This is a genomic window from Sphingomonas sp. ASY06-1R, from assembly GCF_052180265.1.
In the GTDB taxonomy this organism is placed as follows: domain Bacteria; phylum Pseudomonadota; class Alphaproteobacteria; order Sphingomonadales; family Sphingomonadaceae; genus Sphingomonas_I.
In genome coordinates this window covers 2,040,712-2,061,380 of the sequence record NZ_CP197464.1, presented here as the reverse complement: position 1 = coordinate 2,061,380, position 20,669 = coordinate 2,040,712, and the positions used below count along the sequence as shown (strand labels likewise).

Sequence of the window (20,669 nt, the reverse complement as noted above, 5' to 3'; positions counted from 1 at the left end):
GGTGTTGCCTTGCAGGGGCGTGGGATCCGCTAATGACGGTTCACTGCGGGATGGTTTTTACCAAGCCCAGCATGACGCCCAAGCCCATATACAGGAATGCCCCCGCGCGGACGTTGGTGGAGTAACCACTCCGTAGCGTGAACCAGGCGAAGAGCGGCGCCAAGGTGAGAATGCCGAGCACGAGCCAAGCGCTCAAGGGGCGGCAGCTTGGTTGCTCTTCCGTCACCTTGGCATCTCCGGCTCTCTCTTCGTCCGACCTACCCGATACGTGCGGTGCCCGCCAACCAACTCGGGCTGATCGTTGCGCATCTCTATGGCACACAGAAAAACGGCCGCGCTTGCGCACGGCCGTCTTTGCTTTCGCGGAGGCGAGGGGATTAGCCCTGGCGTGCCTTGAAGCGACGGTTCGTCTTGTTGATGACGTAGGTCCGGCCACGACGACGGATCACGCGGTTATCGCGATGGCGGTCCTTGAGCGACTTCAACGAATTACGGATCTTCACGGGGCTACCCCTGCCTATCTTGTTAGAGCTGCGGAAAGTTGGCGGTTCCCTATGGCGCAAGAGGGTCTAAGTCAACCCGCTGAGTCGTTACGCCTCCATGCAGCGAAATCGTTGCTGTGGCGTTGCGACCGGGAGATTTCGAAGGAGAGTTTGAATGCGCAAGCTGATGATTGCCGCGATGGTGGGAACATTGACGTTGGCCGGCTGCGCAAGCGGCCCTTCGACCCAGGTGACGCGCTTTCACCTGAACCAGCCGATCGCACGTGGACAGATCAGTGTTGAGCCGTTGCTGCCGGCAGATCGCAATAGTCCTGAATTCCAGACCTATGCCAACATCGTCGGCGGACAGCTGGCGCAATTGGGCTTCACCGAAGCGCCCGGCCTCGCCAAGTCGGAGCAGGTGGCGGTCGTGCAGGTGGACCGCGCCTTCTTCGACGGGCCGCCGCGCTCGTCTTTCTCCTTCGGGATCGGCGGCGGCAGCTTCGGCTATCATGGCGGCGGCGGCGCCAGCGTGGGCACGACGGTGGCAGGGAAGCCCAGCCAGAATGTGTCCACGCGCCTGATCGTGCAGATCAAACGTCGGTCGGACAGCACGACCGTCTGGGAAGGCCGGGCCGAGACCAGCGCGAAGTTCGGAGCGCCCGAATCGCAGCCGGCCGATACGGTGCAGCGCCTTGCCGCAGCGATGTTCCGGGACTTCCCGGGCGTGTCGGGACGCACTATCGTCGTCAAATGACAGCGCACATCTCGGCCGCCTTCGATAGCGGCAATATTCGCGTCCTCCATCAAGACGGCGATCGCTTCGATCTGGAAATCGTGCGCGATCGCCAGTCCGATTTCTACCAATGGTTCCACTTCCGCCTGCTCGGCGCGAAAGGGCGCAATGTGGAACTGCGGATCGTGAACGCCGGCGGATCGGCATATCCGCTGGGCTGGCCGGGCTATCAGGCGCGCTGGTCCGACGATCGCGAAGAATGGCGGTTGGCCGAGACGGAGTATGCCGACAATGTGCTGACGATCCGCCATCAGGCGGACAGCGACAGCCTGTGGTTCGCTTATTTCGCACCCTATTCGATGGAGCGGCATCACGATCTGGTCGCCGCCCTCGCGGCCATGCCGGGCGTGCGATATGAATCGCTCGGCCAGACGCTGGACGGGCAGGAGATGGATTGCCTGCATATCGGCGATGGGCCGATCCAGGTGTGGCTCTATGCGCGCCAGCACCCCGGCGAGACGATGGCCGAATGGTGGATGGAAGGCGCGCTCGACAAGCTTACCGATCCTGCCGATCCGGTGGCCCGGGTCCTGCGGCGCGAGGCGACTTTCCACGTCGTGCCCAACATGAATCCGGATGGGTCGCGGCGGGGACATCTGCGCACAAATGCGGCGGGTGTGAACCTCAATCGCGAGTGGCAGGAGCCGACGGCGGAACGCAGCCCGGAAGTGCTGTGCGTGCGCAACAAGATGGATGAGACCGGCGTCGATTTCGCCATGGACGTCCATGGCGACGAGGCGATCCCCTATGTCTTCCTGGCCGGGTTTGAGGGAATCCCGAAGTGGACCGAACGCCAGGGCGAACTTTATTCGCGCTTTCGCGAGACACTCGCGCGCCGTTCGCCGGATTTCCAGATCGAGCATGGCTATGCGACGGCCGCGCCCGGATCGGCCAACCTGTCCATGTCGACCAACCAGCTCGCCAATCGCTTCGGCGCGGTCGCGATGACGCTGGAGATGCCGTTCAAGGACAATGACGCGCTGGCCGACCAGGAATATGGCTGGTCAGCCGAGCGATCGATGCGGATGGGGGAAGATTGCCTCGGCACGTTGCACGAGATGATCGGCGCCTTACGCTCCGCCGCCGACGCCGCGTAAACGCAGCGGGGCGCACGATGGGCTGGTGGACACGACGGACTCCCCAGGCCAGCGCCGAGGCGCAGCAACGCCATCGCGACTGGGAAGAGGCTTTCGCCAAACACCGGTTACCGCAGCCCGTGATCGATCGCCTGAGCGAGGCGCGCGCGGAGCGTGCGCCGTGGGTAGCGACGATGACGCCAGCGGAGCTGCTGACGATCCGCAGTCACGGCTGTCGCCCCATCGCAACGGTATCGGGCACATGCTGGTATGACTTTGGCTTCAGCTGGACGGAGGGCCATCGCACCGGTTGGGAAACCGCGCTGACGCGGATCCGACAGGAAGCGCGTGCGGCCGGTGCCAATGCTGTCGTCGATGTGCAGATGCGTACGCTGCGCCACCAGCTAGGCCAAAGCATGGACTTCACCCTGATCGGCACGGCGATCCGGGTCGAGGGCCTGAAAGCCAGTGCCGATCCCATCATCGCCACGGTGCCTGCGTTGGAGTTCGTTCAGCTGCTGGAAATGGGCATCGTCGCCTGCGGGATTGCCGTCGGCGCCCGCTTTAAATGGCTGGGCGGCGCGATATCCTTCCCGAGCGGGTTGGAGGATCGGCCGGCGCGCGACCGGATCCAGGCGCAATCGCGGATGTTCGGCGGCAATCAGCCGCTGACCGATCTCGGCAAATTCTGGGAAGCCATCCGCCGGGATGCGCATGCCGACCTGCGTAAGCAAGCTGCCCATATGGGCAACGGAGTGCTTGCGCATACGCATTTCGGCCAGATCATCCAGCAGGAACGCGACAAGCAGCCGCCGGCCTATCTCGGTCGGCATATCGTCGTCGGGACGGTGGTCGATACGCCATTCGGCGCGCCGGTGCCGCACGGCATCGAGCCGGTCGTGGATATGCGCGACGGAGATGCACTCGGCCAAGCGGCCGGACATCGGCACAGCATTTACTCGGACGCATTAGGCGAAAGGGAGGGCCCGATTTGATGGCCGAGCAGCAGGACATTCCGCCGCACGCCTTGGCGCGCTTGAAGGGCCTGCGTAATCAGGGCCATTCGGATGGTATTTTCACCTCGGACTTTTCGGTCAACGAATTCCTGCTGGTGCGGAAGGCGGGGTTCGAGCCGGTCGGGTTGTGCGTCGGTTCCTGCATCTATCATCTGGGACTGCAATTTGCGGGCTGGGGTTCGAACGTCGAGCTCGAGACGCTGAGCCTGGCCATGTATGAAGCGCGCGCGCTGGCGATGGAGCGCATGCGGCTGGAAGCTGCCAAGATGGGCGCCGATGGGATCGTTGGCGTGCGGCTGACCGTGAAGCGGCTGGAGTGGGACAACAAGGTTCTGGAATTTGTCGCCATCGGCACCGGCATCGTGCACGCCAAGGGCCATCAGGGATTCAAGGGTCCCAACGGACAGCCCTTTACCTCGGCCCTGTCGGGCCAGGATTTCTGGACGCTGCTTTCCGCGGGCTACCGGCCGCTGGAGATGGTGATGGGCAGCTGCGTCTACCATGTCGCCCGGCGTGGACCGCTGGCGACGCTTGGGGCGATCGGACGTAACGTCGAACTGACCAATTTCAGCCTGGCCCTGTACGAAGCGCGCGAGATCGCGATGGAGCGCATGCAGCTGGAGGCCAGCAAAGCGGGCGCGGAAGGCGTGGTTGGCGCCGATTTGCATGAAGGCAGCCATAATTGGTCTACGCATGTCATCGAATTTTTCGCGATCGGCACCGCCGTCCTGCCAATTGAGGGGCATGAAGCGGATGATATTCCCGACCCGAAGCTGGTCCTGTCCGTCAACAGCTAAGCTCTAACCGCTGAGCCGACATAACAGATTGCCGGCAGTATCATTTGTCTGGCTTTGACTGCCAGTCGGTGAGGTTCACATTTTTGATTGCACGATTATTGACGAAATGGCTGCCTGAAAATTCTCTTTTTACTTTTACATTCCTTGGTGTTGAATTCGGGATTGGTTCTGTTGATTGCGATTTATGGAACCTCCAATAAATAGCTAGATTCTTTGACGATATCGTCACTGCCTATGCCGGAAATTATTGCTGCGTATCCGGTAATAGTTGAGCGGGGCTTAATTTTCTTGGTTGTCGATGAGCATTCGCAAGCATAATAAGAGTGTAGCTGAGGCATTGCTGTTCTCAACCACTCAGAACGGAAGCGCGCATGACACGGCCTGCCGGATCGAAACGCCCGACCATCGTATCGCTTGGAATTATCGCAGCGGTCGTCGGCGGTGCGGCCGGCGCCTTCGCCTATACCGCGGGCTGGTTGTCGCCTGATCGGATTTCGCCCGATCGGGTTGCCGATGGATTCGGCCCCGGGGTGGTGGCGGGCCACCGCATCAATCACGCCAAAGGAACCTGCTTCGTCGGTAGCTTTCATTCGACCGGAGCCGGCGCGGCGCTGTCGACCGCGCCCATGCTGGCGAAGGGCGATTTTCCCATCGTAGGGCGTTTCAACCTCGGCACACCCGATCCGTTCGCCAAGGATGACACGGTTCGCGTGCGCGGTATCGGCATGCTGATTTCGGCCCCAGGCGGCGCGCAGTGGCGGACCGCGATGATCAATGCGCCGGTGTTCATCGTTTCGACGCCACAGCAATTTTACGAGCTGCTGCAAGCCGGGGGATCGAAAGATTCGGAGGCCATGGCGAAGTTCACCGCCGCGCACCCTGGTACGAAGCCGTTTCTGACGTGGGCGATGAACGGGCCTTGGACCGGCTCCTATGCCGACGAAGGCTATAATGGTCTCAATTCCTTTGTCTTCACGGACGCGGCACATACGCGGCGCACGGTGCGCTGGTCGATGACGCCGATGCAGCCGGTCCGCCGGATTTCCGCGACCGAATTTGCGAAGACGGGGCCGGATGCGCTCGAACGCGAGATCGCCGATCGCATCGCGAGGGCGCCGGCGAAGTGGATGATGACCGTGCAGATCGCAGGGGAGGGCGATCCGACTGGCGATCCCAGCAAGGCATGGCCCTCCGATCGCCGGACGGTGACGCTCGGCGAGATCACGGCGGATCGCGTGATCGCCGAAGCCGACGGGCCGTGCCGCGACCTCAACTTCGATCCGACCGTGCTGCCGGTTGGCATCTCGACCTCCGACGATCCGTTCCCGGCGGCACGTTCGGCCGTCTACGCTAAATCCTTCGATCGTCGAACCGCGGGCGCGGCGAACTACCCACGCCACACCAACCCCGATCGTCCGGCGAACACGACAGCGAAAGAAGGAGGACGATGATGGCCGGTCAGCGCTTCACCGTCACGCAGCGCGTGCTGCATTGGGTGATGGCCGCCGCGATCCTGGCGATGCTGTTTATCGGCGTCGGCATGGTGTCGACGATCACGACCACCTATCTTGGACTGGTATCGATCCACCGCCCGCTCGGCATCCTCATCCTGATCCTTGCCATCCTCCGGATCGGCGTGCGCCTCGCCAAAGGCACCCCGCCGCTGCCGGACGATCTGCCGGTGCCGATGAAGCAGGCCGCGATCCTGTCGCATATCTGGCTGTACGCGCTGATGGTGGCGATGCCGCTACTGGGCTGGGGCATGCTATCGGCCGCGCGTTATCCCGTCACCATGTGGCACGGCTTCGTACTGCCGCCGATCCTGCCGCAGTCGGACAGGCTGCATGCGATCCTGTGGGATCTGCACCATTATCTGGCATTTGCGTTCTTCGCGTTGATCCTGCTGCACTTGGCGGCAGCGCTGTTTCACGCGCTGGTGCGTCGCGATGGCGTGTTCGAGGCGATGGCTCCAGTCCCTGACTAAGAGGGACGCGCGCGCGGCTCTTCAGGATATAGAATGGAGCATGATGAGTTTACGTTCATCCGTTCGTGCCGAGGTGCGACCGAGTTGCCCGCAGGGCGTATCGAGGGCGCGTATCGAGGCATTGGTGATGGTCTCTCGATACGCGCTCTCGACAAGCCTGTCCTGAGCGCCTGCCTCGCAGGCAGTCGAAGGGCTCGATCGCACCTCGAGACGAACGGGTCCTACCAAAGTCATCACGCTCTAACGGTTATCTTGCGGATGACCTGAGGTCAGATCGAATCCGCGGAGGGGCGAAGGACGCAGATCGCGCTTCCTTCGTCGGCCGGCAGGATGATCGGCTCGCCTTGCGGCAGAGTGGCGATATCGCGCAATTCGCGTTCGGATAGGCCGTCGAGCGGCAGCACGCCTTGCGAGCGGACATATTTGATGCCGTGCTTATTCAGAACCGCCGCCGCCGCGTCGAGCGAATGGGCCGGGCGAAGGTCCCGCAGTGTCGCCGCATCCAGACGCTGACTGGTCGAAAGCGCGTCGCAATCCGCCTGCGGCACTCCGAGAATCGGCGCGCGGGGCAATACTGGCTTTGCGGCGGCGGGGACCGCGACAGCAGAGAGGAGCGCGCAAGCGGCGATAAACCTGATCATGACGGTTCAACGCAGGAGGGAGCGTTATTTTCCCAAAATCCTGCTCCCACGGAACAGGTTATTTTTTGGACGGTGCATCGGCCTGCTTTTGCAGCGCCTCGAGCTGCTGGGGCTCGATCACATTGTCCAATTTGCTCATCTCGGCCTGAACGGCAGGGTCTGTCATCAGATCGCGCGCGGCAACCTTGCCGAGGGTGCTGAAGCCCGCCTCGAAGGCGCTGCTGCCTTCATACTTTAGCGCCGCAACCGATTCAGCACGGCAATCCTGCGTGATGAGGCGCGTGAACATCTTGCCGGCGACAGCGGTGATGCCGGCACGCTGCTCCGGCGTGACCTGCGAGAGCTCCTTGACCGCGGGGCCGGCGGCGAAGGCGGCGAACATCCACCTGATCAGCGCTTCATGGTCCGCCGTCGTCGCCTTCGCAAAGAGGCATCGGGTGAGATCGTCCGTATATGTTCCGGCTGCCGCTGCCGGCGTGGCGATTGCGGCCAGCACCGGAGCGATACGTCCCACCTTGCCCAGCCGCATGCCCTTATTTTCCCCGATTTTTACGATGTTCCGCCATATCGAGCACGATCGTATCGCCTTCGGGGAGCAGGCCGAGCCTCCGCGCAATCTCCTGATAGGCCTCGGCCTCACCGCCAAGATCCTGGCGGAAGCGATCCTTGTCCAGTTTCTCGCCGCTGCTCATATCCCACAGGCGGCAGCCGTCCGGGCTGATCTCATCCGCCAGGATGACGCGGGCATAGTCATTTTCCCACAGCCGGCCGAACTCCAGCTTGAAATCGACCAGGCGAATGTTCACACCGGCGAACAGGCCTGTCAGGAAATCGTTCACGCGGATCGCCATGTCGGAGATGTCGTGCATCTCCTCCTGGCTGGCCCAGCCAAAGCAGGCGATATGCTCTTCCGAGACGAGCGGATCGCCGAGCGCATCATCCTTGTAATAATATTCGATGATCGTGCGCGGCAGCTGCGTGCCTTCCTCGATCCCGAGCCGCTTGGCGAGGCTGCCCGCGGCGACGTTGCGAATGACGACCTCGATCGGGATGATCTCCACCTGACGGATCAACTGCTCACGCATGTTGAGGCGCCGGATGAAATGCGTCGGGACACCGATATTGGAGAGCAGGGTGAAGACATGCTCCGAGATACGGTTGTTGAGCACGCCCTTGCCGCTGATCGTGCCTTTCTTCTGCGCATTGAACGCAGTTGCATCATCCTTGAAATATTGAATGAGCGTGCCGGGCTCAGGACCCTCATAGAGGATCTTGGCCTTGCCTTCGTAAATCTGACGGCGGCGGGACAAAGCAGTCTCCCAAAGGACCGAAACGAGAAGCGCCCCGACGCAGCCATCAGGCGCGGGCGGGGCGACGAGCCCGGGGATATAGACCAGGAAGCCCGGCTCCGCAACGCAACTGGACGCGCGGCCGCCGGGCTTCTGCTTTCACCGCCATTATCCTATCGGCGCGGATCGATCCGGGGGCTTTCATTCGCCGGCCAGGCGCGATGTGCGCCCCACCAATCCACGAAACGATCGGTCACGATCAGGGCTTCCAGCAAGCGGGCGGTGAAGCTGGGTATAAGGCGGCTGGGCTTTTCGGTGCCGGACATGTTCGACCTCCAATCCTGCGGCCGAACGCGTGCAGCCGCTTGTCAGGAGATGATCGAATCGCGACCTCAAAACCAATTGAAGCGCAGCAGCCTTTCATAAGCCAGGCTTATGGATGGCAAGGCAGCCACCGCCGCATTGCCATCCAGCGCGCGCTAGCGCGCGGCGACGGCTGCGGCGAGGCCCGGCACCTGAGCCGCCCCTTCGTTGACCTGCGCGCTCGATGGCTTGAGCGCATCGCCGATCGGCTCGGCGCGTCCGCTCAGGCAGGAGGAGAGGAAATTCTCCGTGATCGCATTGAAGGCGATATTATTCACCGGCCGTGCGAAGCCATGGCCTTCGTCCGGGAAGACGACATAGGTGACGGGAATGTTCTTCGCCTTCATCGCATCGACGATCTGCTGGCTTTCGCGGACGTTGACGCGCGGATCATTCTCGCCCTGGCCGATCAGCAACGGTACCTTGATCTTGTCGGCGGCGTAGAGAGGCGAGCGTTCGCGCAGCAGCGCCTTGCCGGCGTCTGTCGTGGGATCGCCCATGCGCTTGTAGAATTGCTGCTTACCCGCTTCCCAATAAGGCGGGATCGTCTGCAACAGCGTAAACAGGTTGGACGGGCCGACGATGTCGACGCCGCAGCGGAACGTATCGGGCGTGAAGGTGACGCCGGCCAGCGTCGCGTAGCCGCCATAGGAGCCGCCCGCGATTGCGACCTTGTCCCGCGTGGTGACGCCCTGCTTGACCGCCCAATCGACCGCATCGAGCAGATCATCATGCATCTTCCGGCCCCATTGGAGGTCGCCGCCGGAGATGAACTTCTTCCCGAAGCCGGTGGAGCCACGATAGTTGACGGACAGGACGGCATAGCCGCGATTGGCCAGCCATTGATGCCAGCTGCTATAACCATATTGGTCGCGCGCCCACGGTCCGCCATGGACGAACAGCACCATCGGAACGGGGCGATCGGGCTTGCCGTCGCCATCCGGATCGCTGCCTGCCGGAAGCGTGAGATAGGATACGAGTGTGAGGCCGTCGCGCGCCCGGATTGGTTCGGGGTACATCGGCACTAGCGGGGCGCCGACCAGTTCGGGGCGGCCGACGAACAATTGCTTGAGCGTGTGCGCCTTGCGATCAAAGATCCACGTGGCGCTTGGCGCGGTGACGGGATCGACCGCGACCGTCCACAGATCGTCGGCATCGGTGCGTGAGGTCACGGTGATGTCGCCCTTCAGCTGGGCCTTCAGCCAGGCGAGATCCTTGCCGATTGCCGGATCGCTGGCCTTCCATTCGTCGCGGAGATAATTGACGGACCAAGCCTGCACCACGCCGGTCTTGGGATCGGCCATGGTGCCGTCGATATCGGCGCGCGGATCCTGCGCGATGACGGTCTGTCGGCCGGTCGCCACATCCTGCGCGATCAGGGCAGCGGTGTCGCGGCCGCGCGAATCGAGCCAGTACAGCGTCTTGCCGTCGGTCGTGAAGCCGGATGGCGCGGTGGTCAGCGAATCGTCCAGGCCGATGGAGGCGAAGGGCGTGCTCTCCACCTTGCCGTTCGTGATCCTGAAAAAGGCCTGGCCGCCGTCCGGCGTCTCCTTGGACGCGAGGCGCGGGACGAGCTGTTCATCGGCCACGAAGCCAGCATAGCCGCCGTCATTCTGCAGGACGAGGCTGAGCTTCCCGGTGGGAAGATCGAGGCTGTAGACGTCATGCCAGCGCGGATCGCGGTTGTTGATGCCCAGCAGAATGCGGTCCTTCACCGCATGACTGATGTTGATCACCTCCACCCGCGTCTTGTCGAACGGGGTCAGGCTCTTCTGCGTCGCGGTGGCGACATCGACGCCATAAAGCAGGAAATTCTCGTCGCCGCCCTTGTCGTTGACGAACAGGATCGTCTTGGAATCGGGCGACCAATAATAAGAGCGGATCGGGCGCGTCTTCTCTGCGGTGAGCGGTTTGGCGGCGGCGGGATCGCCCGTGGGCGCAACCCAGATGTTCAGCACGCCGTCCCGCGGCGCGATCCAGGCCAGCCATTTGCCGTCCGGGCTGATCCGGCCGGCCGTCTTGCTGGGATTACCGAATAATTTGGCGCGTTCGATCAGCGGCACCGGCGGCGTCTGGGCGAAAGCCGGTGCGGTAAGAGCGAGTGCGGTGGCGGAAGCGAGCAGTAAGCGCATGCGGGAACCCCCTGGGTGATATATAAGCATAATACACCTTTCATCGTAGCTGGCGAGTTGATTTCAAGCATCGGCTCAATCTCCGGATGGGCGGCCGATCCGTCCGCCGAAGCGCCGCCAGAGCCACAGGCCGATCGCCAGGACCAGTAGCCACGGAATGAGCGTGATGGAGAGCGTCAGCAGCACGAGAACGCCAGCGGCGACATTATCCCACCCGTCGCGCAATGCGGCCACGAACCTGCTGTCGTTCAAGCGCGGATCGGGCGTTCCCGATACATAATCGAAGGTCATTGGCGTGCTGACGAGCAGCAGGGCAGCATCAGCGCGGGTGGCGGCAACCTGGCGCTGCGTATCGCGCAAGGTTTGCGCCCGCTGCACCAATTGTGCCCGTTCGGCGGATGACAGACCCGGGCGGGCGAGCTGGCGTTCGATGTCCTTCTGCTCGTCGCTCACGCTGGCGGTGGCGCGATCGGCGTTCGCGATCGTCACGCCGGCATCGGTGCTGTCGATGACCGAATCGGACAGCATGCCGCCCGTCTTCACGACCGTGGCGATGCTCTGCTTGCCGAACTGCCGTGCGATGTCCGGGGCCAGCTTGAGGGAAAGCCGTGCCGAGACGTCATGCTCGCCAACATGATATTGCAGGCCGGTGATGCGGCAACGGCTGGGACCCAGCGCCTCGCACTGGCTGGCATGCTGTTCCTGCGCCTCCGCGATACGCGCCGCCGGCAACAGAAAGGAATAGGCATAGGTCAGCGCGACACCGGGCAGGGCGGTGGGCCCTGCATTGGGGCCGGCCATGGAGGTGTTCGGGGCGGGCGCGGCATTGTCGCGCATCGCTTCCGGGGTGCTGCGATCGGGCGCTTGCTTGCTGCAGCCCGCCGCAAGCAGCGCCATCAAGAGGATTGCCCTGCGCATCACCTTCTCCCACCCCGGTTCGGAGAACTTATCTCTCCATGCTCATCTGACAAGCATGCCGGCATTTCGATTTTCGAGGGCCATGGTGGCACCCCTCGCGAGAGGCTGTTATCGGGTGCGCGATGAGCGATCCCGCCGACCCCTTCAACCTGATCCTGGATGCCCCGTTCGATAGCGCGCTGTCGGAACGCTATCTGGTCTATGCCCTTTCGACGATCACGGCGCGGTCGTTGCCGGATGTGCGCGACGGGCTGAAGCCGGTGCATCGCCGCCTGCTGTGGGGCATGCGGCTGCTCAAGCTGGATCCGGCATCGGGCTACAAGAAATGCGCGCGCGTGGTCGGCGACGTGATGGGCAAATATCACCCGCATGGCGATGCATCGATCTACGATGCGATGGTGCGGCTCGCCCAGCCGTTCGCGCTGCGCTATCCACTGGTCGACGGGCAGGGCAATTTCGGCAATGTCGATGGCGATAATGCCGCGGCGATGCGCTATACCGAAGCGCGGCTGACCCATGCGGCGATCCTCCTGATGGAGGGGCTGGACGAACATACGGTCGATTTCCGGCCGACCTACAATGGCGAAGAAGAAGAGCCGGAAGTCTTCCCCGGCCTGTTTCCCAATCTGCTGGCCAACGGCGCTGCCGGCATTGCCGTCGGCATGGCGACGTCGATCCCGCCGCACAATGTAGCCGAACTGATCGACGCGGCGGTGCATATCATCGATCAACCCGAGGGCGACCCGCGCGAGCTGATGCGTTTCGTCACCGGGCCGGATTTTCCGACCGGCGGCATCGTGGTGGACAATGCGTCCGCCATTGCCGAGGCCTATGCCACCGGCCGCGGATCGTTCCGCGTCCGCGCCCGCTGGAATGTGGAGGATCAGGGGCGGGGCACCTGGGTCGCGGTGATCAGCGAAGTGCCGTATCAGGTCGCCAAGGCGAAGCTGATCGAGGCGATCGCCACGCTGATCAACGACAAGAAGCTGCCGATCCTGGCCGATATCCGTGACGAGAGCGACGCCGAAATCCGGATCGTGCTGGAGCCGCGGAGCCGGACGGTGGACCCGCAGACCCTGATGGACAGTCTGTTCCGGCTGACTGACCTGGAAGTGCGCGTGCCGCTCAACCTGAACGTGCTCGATCGCGATCGTACGCCCCGCGTCATGTCGTTGAAGCAGGCGCTCGCCGCGTGGATCGACCACCAGTTCGAAGTTCTGGTCCGCCGATCGAACCATCGCCTTGCCAAGATTGCCGATCGGATCGAGCTGCTCGACGGCTATCTGATCACCTTCTTGAACCTCGATCGCGTGATCCAGATCATCCGCGAAGAGGACGAGCCGAAGCCCGTGCTGATGGCGGAGTTCGAGCTGACCGACCGCCAGGCCGAGGCGATCCTGAATATGCGGCTGCGGAGCCTGCGCAAGCTGGAAGAGATGGAGCTCCGCAAGGAGCGCGCGTCGCTCGACAAGGAGGCGCGGGAGTTGGAGGGGCTGGTCGCCAGCCCGGCCAAGCAACGCACGCGCTTGAAGCGCGACCTTGGCAAGCTGCGCGAGCGCTATGGGCCAGAGACCGATCTGGGTCGGCGTCGCACGCTCATCGAGGAGCAGGGGCCGGCACGCGAAATCCCGCTGGAAGCCATGATCGAGCGCGAGCCGATTTCGGTCATCCTGTCCCAACGCGGCTGGGTGCGCGCGATGAAGGGGCATATCGACCTCGCCTCCGCCGAAGCGCTGAAGTTCAAGGAAGGCGACGGACCGGCTTTCGCCTTCCATGCCCAGACCACCGACAAGCTGCTGCTCGTGGCGGCCACGGGGCGGGTCTATACCTTGCCGGCCGACCGACTGCCGGGCGGCCGCGGCTTTGGCGAACCGGTGCGGTTGATGATCGACCTGGAAGGCGATGCGGGGATCGTGGCCTTCCTGCCGGTCCGGAATGCGGAGCGGCTGCTGCTGGCGGCGAGCGACGGCAAGGGTTTCGTCGCCAAGGTGACCGAGATTACCGGGGAAACGCGCAAGGGGCGTCAGGTGGTCAATCTGCGCAGTGGGGCCGTGGTCAAAGTCGCGCGCGCGATCGGCGAGGGCGACGATTATGTTGCCGCGATCGGCGATAATCGCAAACTCGTCGTATTCCCGCTGGCGGAGCTGCCGGATTTGTCGCGGGGGCAGGGCGCGCAGATTCAGCGGTATCGCGATGGCGGTTTGTCGGACGTCGTCACCTTCCGCTTCGCCGATGGCCTGAGCTGGCCGATGGGCGGCGACAGCGGGCGGGTGCGCACGGAAGCCGATCTGGGGCCGTGGCGTGCAGCGCGGGGTGCGGCGGGACGGATGCCGCCGACCGGATTCCCGCGCGACAATCGCTTCGCGACGGGTTTGACCCGGCCGGAGCCGGCCAAGACCTAAGCGGTACGCAAAGCGCGGGCGACCTCTTCAGCCGCGATCGTACCGACCCGATCGGCATCGGGAAAACCCTCCTCTACCCACCGGCGCTCGATCGCGCGCAGTGTGGCGGCGACGGCAGGACCGGCGGTCAGGCCCAATCCAACCAGGTCCCCACCGCCGATCGGCAAGCGCGGCGGCGACCAATGTTCGATGTCCGCCAGTCCGGCTGCCGGATCGGCGCTGCGCAACAGCAGGCGATCGCGCGCGGCGGCGAGGCCGATCGCGTGGGCGAGGGGACGGGCCGCCCCCGGATCGCCGGGTTCCGCCGCGAGTATGAGCCGCTTGCGCTGTGCATTGGAGAGCTTGAGGCGGGCGCCGACCTGATCGGCAATCGCGGGATCGGACGGAAGCAAAGCGGCCAGGCGACGGACCGGGTCGCCCGCGGAAGGCCCCTCTCGATCGACCAAGGCGGCCAGGCGTTCCACACTATCAGCATCGACCTCAGGAAGGACCGGCGCCAGGATTGCGCCATCCACCATGACGGCGATGGTCGGCGTGGGATTGGAGACGCCAAGCAGCTTCAGCAATTCCTGCGCGATCCGTTCGCGCGACAAGGCCATCAGGTCCTTGGCCCGCGCGGCGCAGGCCGATAGCGCGGCGTCGTCCATCGCGCCTTTTCCGAAGCGAGCGTGGAACCGAAAGAAGCGCAGGATGCGCAGATGGTCTTCGGCAATGCGGGCGAGCGGATCGCCGATGAAGCGGACTAGCCCGATTTCGACGTCCGCAACGCCTCCGAAATAATCGAAGATCTGGCCCGTCGTAGGGGCGGCGGAGAGGGCGTTGATCGTGAAGTCGCGGCGCGCGGCATCTTCCCGCCAATCGTCGGTAAAGGCCACGGTGGCGCGACGACCGTCGGTGCTGACGTCGCGGCGCAGCGTGGTCACCTCGACCGGGCCGCTCGTCAGGACCGCTGTCACGGTGCCGTGCGCGATCCCGGTCGGCACGGCCTTGAAGCCGGCGGCGCGGATACGGGCCGACACCTCGTCCGGCCGAAGCGAGGTCGCGAGATCAAGATCGGAAACGGGGAGGCGGAGCAATGTGTCGCGCACGGCGCCGCCGACAAAACGCACTAGCCCTTCGGCCTCCCCCAGCGCGTCAGCAAGCCGCGCCAGATCCGGATCATTGCGCCAGGCGGCATCGGGAAGGATCATAGACCCGCCGCCTGCAGCCGCTGGGCCAGATTGACGATCATGTTGGCGGTAGCGCCCCAGATGCGACGATCCTCCCACATTATTTCGTGAAAGCGCCGTTCCCGGCCCTCCCACATCACACTTTGGAGACTGTGATTGCCGGGCTCCAGCAGGAAAGACAGAGGCGTTTCGAACACCGCCGCGACTTCGTCTTCCTGCGGGGCCAGCGCAAGATCGGGTGGAATGACGCCGATCACCGGGGTTACGACGAAGCCGGTGCCGACCCGATAGGTATCGCTCATCCCCACGATGTCGACCCGATCGGGATCGAGCCCAATCTCTTCCCGCGCCTCGCGCAGGGCGGTGGCGATGACGTCCTGATCCTCGGGATCCACCCGCCCACCTGGAAAGGCGATCTGGCCCGCATGGCGTCGCAAATGGGGCTGACGAAGTGTCAGAAGCAGGCCGGGATGGGGCCGGTCGGTGATCGCGACCAGCACGGCCGCGGGCACATAATGGTCGTTCGCCTTATCATAATCGTCGCCCTGGATCGGCGCGTGTCCGGTCGTGCGGTCCAGCGCGGCGCGGAGTCGATCGGCCAGACTCATGTCGCATCCAGTGCGAAGAAGGCGCCGTCCGACCATAGACCGGGGGGATTTGCCGCTTCGGCAAGCGCCATGTCGGCCAGCTCATAGTAAACCGGACGCGCGATGCTGGCGCGGAGGCGATCGCGCACGACCAGATAGGGGCGGGCGTCGACCATCTGGACCGGATGGTCCGGGCCGGCGACAATCGGCTCGTCGATGTTCAGGCGGAAGGCGAGCCGGCGATCAGGTCCATTTCCCTCGGTCTTGACCTCGACCGCCACGAAGGGAGCATCCTCAACCGCAATGTCCAGTTTCTCAACGGGGGTCACCAGGACGTAACGATCGTCCGGCTCGCGCCGAAGCAGGCTGGCGAATAGCCGCACCATGGCAGGCCGAAGGATTGGGCTGCCTTCGTGGAACCAGGTGCCATCGCGCGCGATCCGCATATGGCTGTCGCCGCAACGGGCGGGATTCCAGTCGGCGACCGGGGGCAAGCGGCGCTCGGCGGCAGCGCGGGCAATTTCGGCCAGGGACAGGTTGGCGAGATCAGGGATGGGCGGCGTTGTCTCAGGCATACCACCGCGTTAGCGGAGGTCGCTTGCCTTTGTCTCGTGTCGCGGGCCGAGCATGCCGTGCGTGGGCACATCCCGTCCGCCCGTGCGTGCGAGCAAGCGACGGTGTTCGAACGGGCCGGGCGCGTCCCAAGCGGCAGTGGCATCGGCGGTAAAATCAAAGTGCCGGCCATAATATTCGGGATCGCCGATCAGAACGAGCGGCGGATGCGACGATGCGCGCGTCAGCATCGCCTCCATCATCTGACGGCCAATCCCGCGTTGCTGACGCGTGGGGTCGACGGCGACGGGGCCAACCAAAATCAGTGACGTTTCGCCCGCGGGACCATGCAAGGCGATCGGCCAGCTCTGCAGCGTGCCGATGAGACGATCCGCCTCCCAGGCCGCCAAAGACAGATCGGGGATCGCTGCCATGCCAGCACGGATCCGGTACGCCGTGCGGCCATGGCGATCCGTGCCAAACGCCGAATCGAGCAGCCGTTCGATATCGGCGGGCGCTGCGTCGGCGAGGGGCGAAAGCGTGATCAACAAGGCGGGCTCCGACGGAAAGGGTGGGGCCCATAACGCAAAGCTGGGCAAAGGGAACCCGGCTGGCCGGGCGGCAGCGGCACTGCTAGGGCAGCGTGGTTACAACCGAGAGACGTCATGACCGCGATCGACCATCCCAAGCCGCTTATTCTTGCTCCTGAAATAGGGGGAGCGGGCGACTTCATCCGACTGGAAGTCAGCGATCTGGTCATCAATGTTCTGACCGGCATCTATTCCGAAGAAACGCACATGCCGCAGCCACTGCGGATCTCGGTAACTGCAATTATCCCTGCACCGCATCGATTCGCGCACGACACGCCGCTTAGCGCGTCTAAAAACTATCTTGATCTGCGCCGCGCGGTGGAAGAGGCGCTTCCGGGTGAACTCCATTTCACGCTGGTGGAGGCCGTTGCCGACCATATCGTCGACACGATCTTTGGGGGCGACGCGCGAGTGACGCGGGTCGAAGTCAAAATCGTCAAGATGGCTTTGTCGCAAGCGGGCGAATCGATTGGCATGACTCTGGTGCGCGAGCGGCGCTGATGCTTGCGCTTATTACAGGCGGACTGCACCGGGTTGGCGCGGCGATCGCCGCCCGGCTGGCCGAAGACGGCTATGATCTGGCGCTGCACGCGCACCGGCAGGGCATCCCATGCCCGGAATTGGCGCAGGTAATCGAGGACCGCAATGTGCGATCGAAGGTCTTTCCTGCCGATCTGGCAGAAGCATCCGAGGTCGAATCGCTGGTCGATCAGGTTGCAGCACATTTCGGCCGTGCGCCGGACGCGCTGATCAACAGTGCCTCGATCATCACAGAAGGCCACTGGGCCGAGATCACGCATCAAGAGCTTTTCCGCCATCTGAACGTGAACTTCGTTGCGCCCGTGGTGCTGACCCGCAGCTTCGCCGCAGCGCTAGCGCCCGGCCAGACGGGGGCGATCGTCAACATCCTGGACCAAAGGGTGCACAATCCCCCGATCGATCAGGCCGCCTATACGGCATCGAAACTGGCGCTGGGATCGACGACCCGCGTTACGGCGCGGGCCTTCGCGCCGAACGTGCGAATCAACGCGATTGCGCCCGGGATGACATTGCCGGGCGACGATTATAATCCGGAACAATGGCAACGGCTGGCCAATGCGATGCCGCTCGGGCGCAATTCGGCGCCGCGCGACATCGCGGATGCCGTGGCCTTCCTGCTGGGTGCGACCAGCGTAACCGGACAGACTCTCTTTGTTGATGGGGGCGCGAATCTGGAAAGCTATGCACGCGATTTCGTGCACATGATGCGGGACGGTTAGGACGTTTGGTCGGCGGCTAGCGGTCGCAGGTGCCTAGCCCCGCCAGGACCACCTGATAGTCCGATTTTGCGGCCGTCGCATCCTCCGGACCAAGCGCGCTGACTGCGGTTTCCGGTAAGGACCGGGGAAGGCCGCAGGCGAGGCGATACCAGAGCAACGTATCCGGCTTGGGCGGCGCCGCGCTATCGTCCACCATCTCCGACAAGGCGACGGCCCATCGCGGCTGTTCATTCGGGCGGCGCAGGACGGAGAGCGAGATCGGTCGCTGATCCGAGGTTTTCAGAAATATCTGCGTCTCACTCTCGCCCGGGAGCGTGCCCGCGACGTGGAAGGCGCGCGTGATTCCCGTAATCGCCGGCGGCGCATCTGCGGCGACGGCTTCGGTGAGGATCGCGCGAACCTTTCGCTCATTATCGGGGGTGCGGGGCACTTGCGCGCGCGGGCCCACCAGACGCAATTCGCCCGGCGCGGTTCCGGCGGTTGCCAAGAGAATCACGGGTACGCCCTTGAGTTTAAGCTTCTTGCCGGCGGCGTCGTCCGGCAGATCGACCAGATAGGTGACCCGGGCAGGGGCGCCAGTGCCAGAAATCAGGCCGCGCACGTCAGCCTGCACATAATAACGCCGTAAACCGGCCGGGACCCCTGCAGCCGCTTCCCCTTTCAGGGCGATCGCGTCGGCAATGTCGGCGGCAATAACGGTACGCGCGCCCAGCGCCATCTTGGCCAATTCGACATAGTTATAATCGGTTGGCAGGCCCGCAAAGGGGAGGGGCGCCGCAAGAATCGGTGCCGCCGCAAGCATTGCCAGAGCTAAAGCCGAGCAGTGGGTCAAAGAACGCATTGTACCGCCTGAAAAGGTTGGTGGGTAAGATTCATTCGAGCCATCCCTCGTTAACGCAACCATAAAGCGTTTGCATGGGCTGAATCGTCGCGATAGGAACACGCCGTGTCGCGAGATGGGACGAAGAGCCTCACGCGTACGTTTCAGACGGGATATCGAATAGGGCGATGTCCATCTTACGGCTCGGAGGGAGTGTCATTTTTTAATGGCTTACGCTGACCAACCAACAATGACTCCGCGAAAGGCGGTCGCCATCGGATTGGTGGTTCTGCTCCACGTGCTTATCGGATATGCGTTTATTACCGGACTCGCCTTTGAGGTTATCAAGAAGGCGGCGCAGGATCTGAAGGTCGTGGATGTCCAGGACCAACCGCCGCCACCGGAAACACCGCCACCACCGCCGCCGCCGGAAACGCCGCGGACTGCGCCGCCGCCTCCGATCGTCGCGCCGCCTGCAATCGTGCAGACGCCGAGCCTGGCTCCGCCGGTCTATACCGTGCCGGTCGCGCCGCCGCCTGCACCTGTGATCACGCCGTCGGCGCCGCCTGCGCCGCCTGCGCCGGTCGTTTCCCAGGCTGCTTCGGCCAAGGGTGACCCTCGGACGTGGATCACCAATGACGATTATCCGCCGGGCGCGATGCGCGAAGAGCGGTCGGGCGTCAGCGGTATCTCGTGGACGATCAACGAACAGGGTCGGGTCGAGAATTGCCGCGTGACCTCGTCAAGTGGTTCTGCGGACCTGGATGACACGGCTTGTCGCCTGGTCACCCGACGTGGGCGTTATGCGCCTGCCAAGGATCAGTCCGGCAACCCGATCAAGCAGACTGCTTCCATTCGTTTCCGCTGGGTTCTGCCCAGCAATTGACGCCGGCTATGCGGTGCGGTGCGCTGGAGCGCGCCGCACCGCTCAACTTATCGAAAAAGGATTGTTGAGACCATGACTACACCCGCAGCCGGCGCCGCAGCCGCGAATGCAAATCCATATGGCCTGATGGGCGCACTCCATCAGGGCGGCGTGATCGCCTGGACGATCTTCATCATCCTCGTGATCATGTCGGCATCGTCCTGGTACATCATGTTCACCAAGCTGTTCGAACAGCAGAAGATCCTGAACCAGGCAAAGCGCGTTCGTACCAGCTTCTGGGGTACGCCTACGATCAAGGATGGCGCCAGCAAGCTGGAGCGTAACTCGGCCTACCGCCAGGTCGTCGAAGACGGCCTGCTCGCCCAGGACCAGCATAACCTGTTGACCGACCCGGTCGACCAGCATGAGTGGCTCGGTGGTTCGCTGAACCGCAGCACGGCAGCGATCAACTCCAAGCTCGGCACGGGCCTGGCGCTGCTCGCCACCGTTGGTTCGACTGCTCCGTTCGTGGGTCTGCTCGGTACCGTTATCGGCATCTATCGCGCCCTCGTGAAGATCGGTGCTGCCGGTCAGGCTTCGATCGACGCCGTCGCCGGCCCGGTCGGTGAGGCGCTCATCATGACCGCGCTCGGCCTCGTCGTCGCCGTGCCGGCGGTTATGGGCTACAACTGGCTGATCCGCCGCAACAAGGTCATTGCCGAGCAGCTGGGGACCTTTGCGGTCAACCTGCATGGCTACATGGTCTCGAACGGCGCGCTTCGTCCGCAGCTCGCTTCGGCCAAGACCGTTCCGACCCCGCCGCTCAAGACGGGTTCGGCTGCGATCAACCCGAAGGCGTAACATATGGCACGGGCGGGGCTCTGCCCCGCCCGCTGCTAGAATCCGGCCATGCACTGCGCGGCCCGACAAG

Annotated in this window: 24 protein-coding genes; 11 read left to right on the top strand and 13 right to left on the bottom strand. The window is 63.7% G+C overall.

Going from position 1 to position 20,669, the window contains the following annotated elements; all coding sequences use genetic code 11:
* Positions 1-40: 40 nt before the first annotated feature.
* Both ACSBM8_RS10000 and ykgO read right to left on the bottom strand, forming a co-directional pair.
* Positions 41-196 (bottom strand): hypothetical protein, encoded by a 156-nt coding sequence (locus ACSBM8_RS10000; RefSeq protein ID WP_442677890.1) that lies wholly within the window; start codon positions 194-196, stop codon positions 41-43.
* Between the two features lie 181 nt (positions 197-377).
* The gene (gene ykgO, locus ACSBM8_RS09995) at positions 378-503 is read right to left on the bottom strand and encodes a type B 50S ribosomal protein L36 (protein ID WP_003046794.1); all 126 of its coding nucleotides are present in this window, start codon (positions 501-503) and stop codon (positions 378-380) included.
* A 154-nt stretch (positions 504-657) separates the two neighbouring features.
* On the opposite strand from ykgO, the gene ACSBM8_RS09990 reads away from it, so the two are divergent.
* From ACSBM8_RS09990 to ACSBM8_RS09965, 6 genes are all read left to right on the top strand, one after another.
* Positions 658-1,239, top strand: a complete 582-nt coding sequence (locus ACSBM8_RS09990) for a DUF4136 domain-containing protein (RefSeq protein ID WP_442677889.1) — start codon at positions 658-660, stop codon at positions 1,237-1,239.
* Positions 1,236-2,375 (top strand): M14 family metallopeptidase, encoded by a 1,140-nt coding sequence (locus ACSBM8_RS09985; protein ID WP_442677888.1) that lies wholly within the window; start codon positions 1,236-1,238, stop codon positions 2,373-2,375. The genes ACSBM8_RS09990 and ACSBM8_RS09985 overlap by 4 nt, the downstream gene beginning before the upstream one ends.
* Before the next feature lie 17 nt (positions 2,376-2,392).
* Positions 2,393-3,349 carry a heavy metal-binding domain-containing protein gene (locus tag ACSBM8_RS09980; RefSeq protein ID WP_442677887.1) on the top strand — a complete coding sequence of 319 codons (957 nt, stop codon included), beginning with the start codon at positions 2,393-2,395 and terminating at the stop codon, positions 3,347-3,349.
* A complete protein-coding gene (locus ACSBM8_RS09975) occupies positions 3,349-4,167 on the top strand; it encodes a heavy metal-binding domain-containing protein (protein WP_442677886.1) in 819 nt (272 codons plus the stop codon). Before ACSBM8_RS09980 ends, ACSBM8_RS09975 begins: the two co-directional genes overlap by 1 nt.
* A gap of 371 nt (positions 4,168-4,538) precedes the next feature.
* Positions 4,539-5,618 carry a catalase family peroxidase gene (locus ACSBM8_RS09970; RefSeq protein WP_442677885.1) on the top strand — a complete coding sequence of 360 codons (1,080 nt, stop codon included), beginning with the start codon at positions 4,539-4,541 and terminating at the stop codon, positions 5,616-5,618.
* A complete protein-coding gene (locus tag ACSBM8_RS09965) occupies positions 5,615-6,151 on the top strand; it encodes a cytochrome b (protein ID WP_442677884.1) in 537 nt (178 codons plus the stop codon). The genes ACSBM8_RS09970 and ACSBM8_RS09965 overlap by 4 nt, the downstream gene beginning before the upstream one ends.
* A gap of 269 nt (positions 6,152-6,420) precedes the next feature.
* On the opposite strand, the gene ACSBM8_RS09960 is transcribed toward ACSBM8_RS09965, so the two are convergent.
* The 6 genes from ACSBM8_RS09960 to ACSBM8_RS09935 form a co-directional block, all read right to left on the bottom strand.
* The gene (locus tag ACSBM8_RS09960) at positions 6,421-6,792 is read right to left on the bottom strand and encodes a hypothetical protein (RefSeq protein ID WP_442677883.1); all 372 of its coding nucleotides are present in this window, start codon (positions 6,790-6,792) and stop codon (positions 6,421-6,423) included.
* Between the two features lie 58 nt (positions 6,793-6,850).
* Positions 6,851-7,174, bottom strand: coding sequence for a hypothetical protein (locus ACSBM8_RS09955; RefSeq protein ID WP_442677882.1), 324 nt, complete (start codon positions 7,172-7,174; stop codon positions 6,851-6,853).
* Between the two features lie 151 nt (positions 7,175-7,325).
* Positions 7,326-8,102: a phosphoribosylaminoimidazolesuccinocarboxamide synthase gene (gene purC, locus ACSBM8_RS09950; RefSeq protein ID WP_442681459.1), complete on the bottom strand. Its 777-nt coding sequence runs from the start codon at positions 8,100-8,102 to the stop codon at positions 7,326-7,328.
* A gap of 152 nt (positions 8,103-8,254) precedes the next feature.
* Complete coding sequence (locus ACSBM8_RS09945; RefSeq protein ID WP_442681458.1) at positions 8,255-8,407, bottom strand: hypothetical protein; 153 nt, start codon at positions 8,405-8,407, stop codon at positions 8,255-8,257.
* A gap of 153 nt (positions 8,408-8,560) precedes the next feature.
* A complete protein-coding gene (locus ACSBM8_RS09940; RefSeq protein ID WP_442681457.1) occupies positions 8,561-10,576 on the bottom strand; it encodes a S9 family peptidase in 2,016 nt (671 codons plus the stop codon).
* Between the two features lie 75 nt (positions 10,577-10,651).
* On the bottom strand, positions 10,652-11,494 hold the full coding sequence (locus tag ACSBM8_RS09935) for a DUF4349 domain-containing protein (RefSeq protein ID WP_442681456.1): 843 nt from the start codon (positions 11,492-11,494) through the stop codon (positions 10,652-10,654).
* A gap of 122 nt (positions 11,495-11,616) precedes the next feature.
* Between ACSBM8_RS09935 and parC the strand changes: the two genes are divergently transcribed.
* Positions 11,617-13,896 carry a DNA topoisomerase IV subunit A gene (parC, locus tag ACSBM8_RS09930; protein WP_442681455.1) on the top strand — a complete coding sequence of 760 codons (2,280 nt, stop codon included), beginning with the start codon at positions 11,617-11,619 and terminating at the stop codon, positions 13,894-13,896.
* On the opposite strand, the gene ACSBM8_RS09925 is transcribed toward parC, so the two are convergent.
* The 4 genes from ACSBM8_RS09925 to ACSBM8_RS09910 are packed head-to-tail and all read right to left on the bottom strand — an operon-like array spanning position 13,893 to position 16,752.
* Complete coding sequence (locus ACSBM8_RS09925; RefSeq protein ID WP_442681454.1) at positions 13,893-15,086, bottom strand: CCA tRNA nucleotidyltransferase; 1,194 nt, start codon at positions 15,084-15,086, stop codon at positions 13,893-13,895. The genes parC and ACSBM8_RS09925 overlap by 4 nt on opposite strands.
* Entirely contained in the window at positions 15,083-15,673 is a 591-nt protein-coding gene (locus ACSBM8_RS09920) for a CoA pyrophosphatase (RefSeq protein ID WP_442681453.1), read from the bottom strand. Before ACSBM8_RS09920 ends, ACSBM8_RS09925 begins: the two co-directional genes overlap by 4 nt.
* Complete coding sequence (locus ACSBM8_RS09915) at positions 15,670-16,227, bottom strand: DUF1285 domain-containing protein (protein ID WP_442681452.1); 558 nt, start codon at positions 16,225-16,227, stop codon at positions 15,670-15,672. Before ACSBM8_RS09915 ends, ACSBM8_RS09920 begins: the two co-directional genes overlap by 4 nt.
* Before the next feature lie 9 nt (positions 16,228-16,236).
* Positions 16,237-16,752, bottom strand: a complete 516-nt coding sequence (locus tag ACSBM8_RS09910) for a GNAT family N-acetyltransferase (protein ID WP_442681549.1) — start codon at positions 16,750-16,752, stop codon at positions 16,237-16,239.
* A 117-nt stretch (positions 16,753-16,869) separates the two neighbouring features.
* On the opposite strand from ACSBM8_RS09910, the gene ACSBM8_RS09905 reads away from it, so the two are divergent.
* Positions 16,870-17,295 carry a dihydroneopterin aldolase gene (locus ACSBM8_RS09905; protein ID WP_442681451.1) on the top strand — a complete coding sequence of 142 codons (426 nt, stop codon included), beginning with the start codon at positions 16,870-16,872 and terminating at the stop codon, positions 17,293-17,295.
* On the top strand, positions 17,295-18,053 hold the full coding sequence (locus ACSBM8_RS09900) for an SDR family oxidoreductase (RefSeq protein ID WP_442681450.1): 759 nt from the start codon (positions 17,295-17,297) through the stop codon (positions 18,051-18,053). Before ACSBM8_RS09905 ends, ACSBM8_RS09900 begins: the two co-directional genes overlap by 1 nt.
* Before the next feature lie 16 nt (positions 18,054-18,069).
* Here ACSBM8_RS09900 and ACSBM8_RS09895 read toward each other — a convergent pair whose 3' ends face one another.
* Complete coding sequence (locus ACSBM8_RS09895) at positions 18,070-18,894, bottom strand: hypothetical protein (RefSeq protein ID WP_442681449.1); 825 nt, start codon at positions 18,892-18,894, stop codon at positions 18,070-18,072.
* A gap of 229 nt (positions 18,895-19,123) precedes the next feature.
* Here ACSBM8_RS09895 and ACSBM8_RS09890 point away from each other — a divergent pair, with 229 nt between their 5' ends.
* Positions 19,124-19,759 carry an energy transducer TonB gene (locus tag ACSBM8_RS09890; RefSeq protein WP_442681448.1) on the top strand — a complete coding sequence of 212 codons (636 nt, stop codon included), beginning with the start codon at positions 19,124-19,126 and terminating at the stop codon, positions 19,757-19,759.
* A gap of 72 nt (positions 19,760-19,831) precedes the next feature.
* Positions 19,832-20,599, top strand: coding sequence for a MotA/TolQ/ExbB proton channel family protein (locus ACSBM8_RS09885; RefSeq protein ID WP_442681447.1), 768 nt, complete (start codon positions 19,832-19,834; stop codon positions 20,597-20,599).
* The last annotated feature ends 70 nt before the right edge of the window (positions 20,600-20,669 follow it).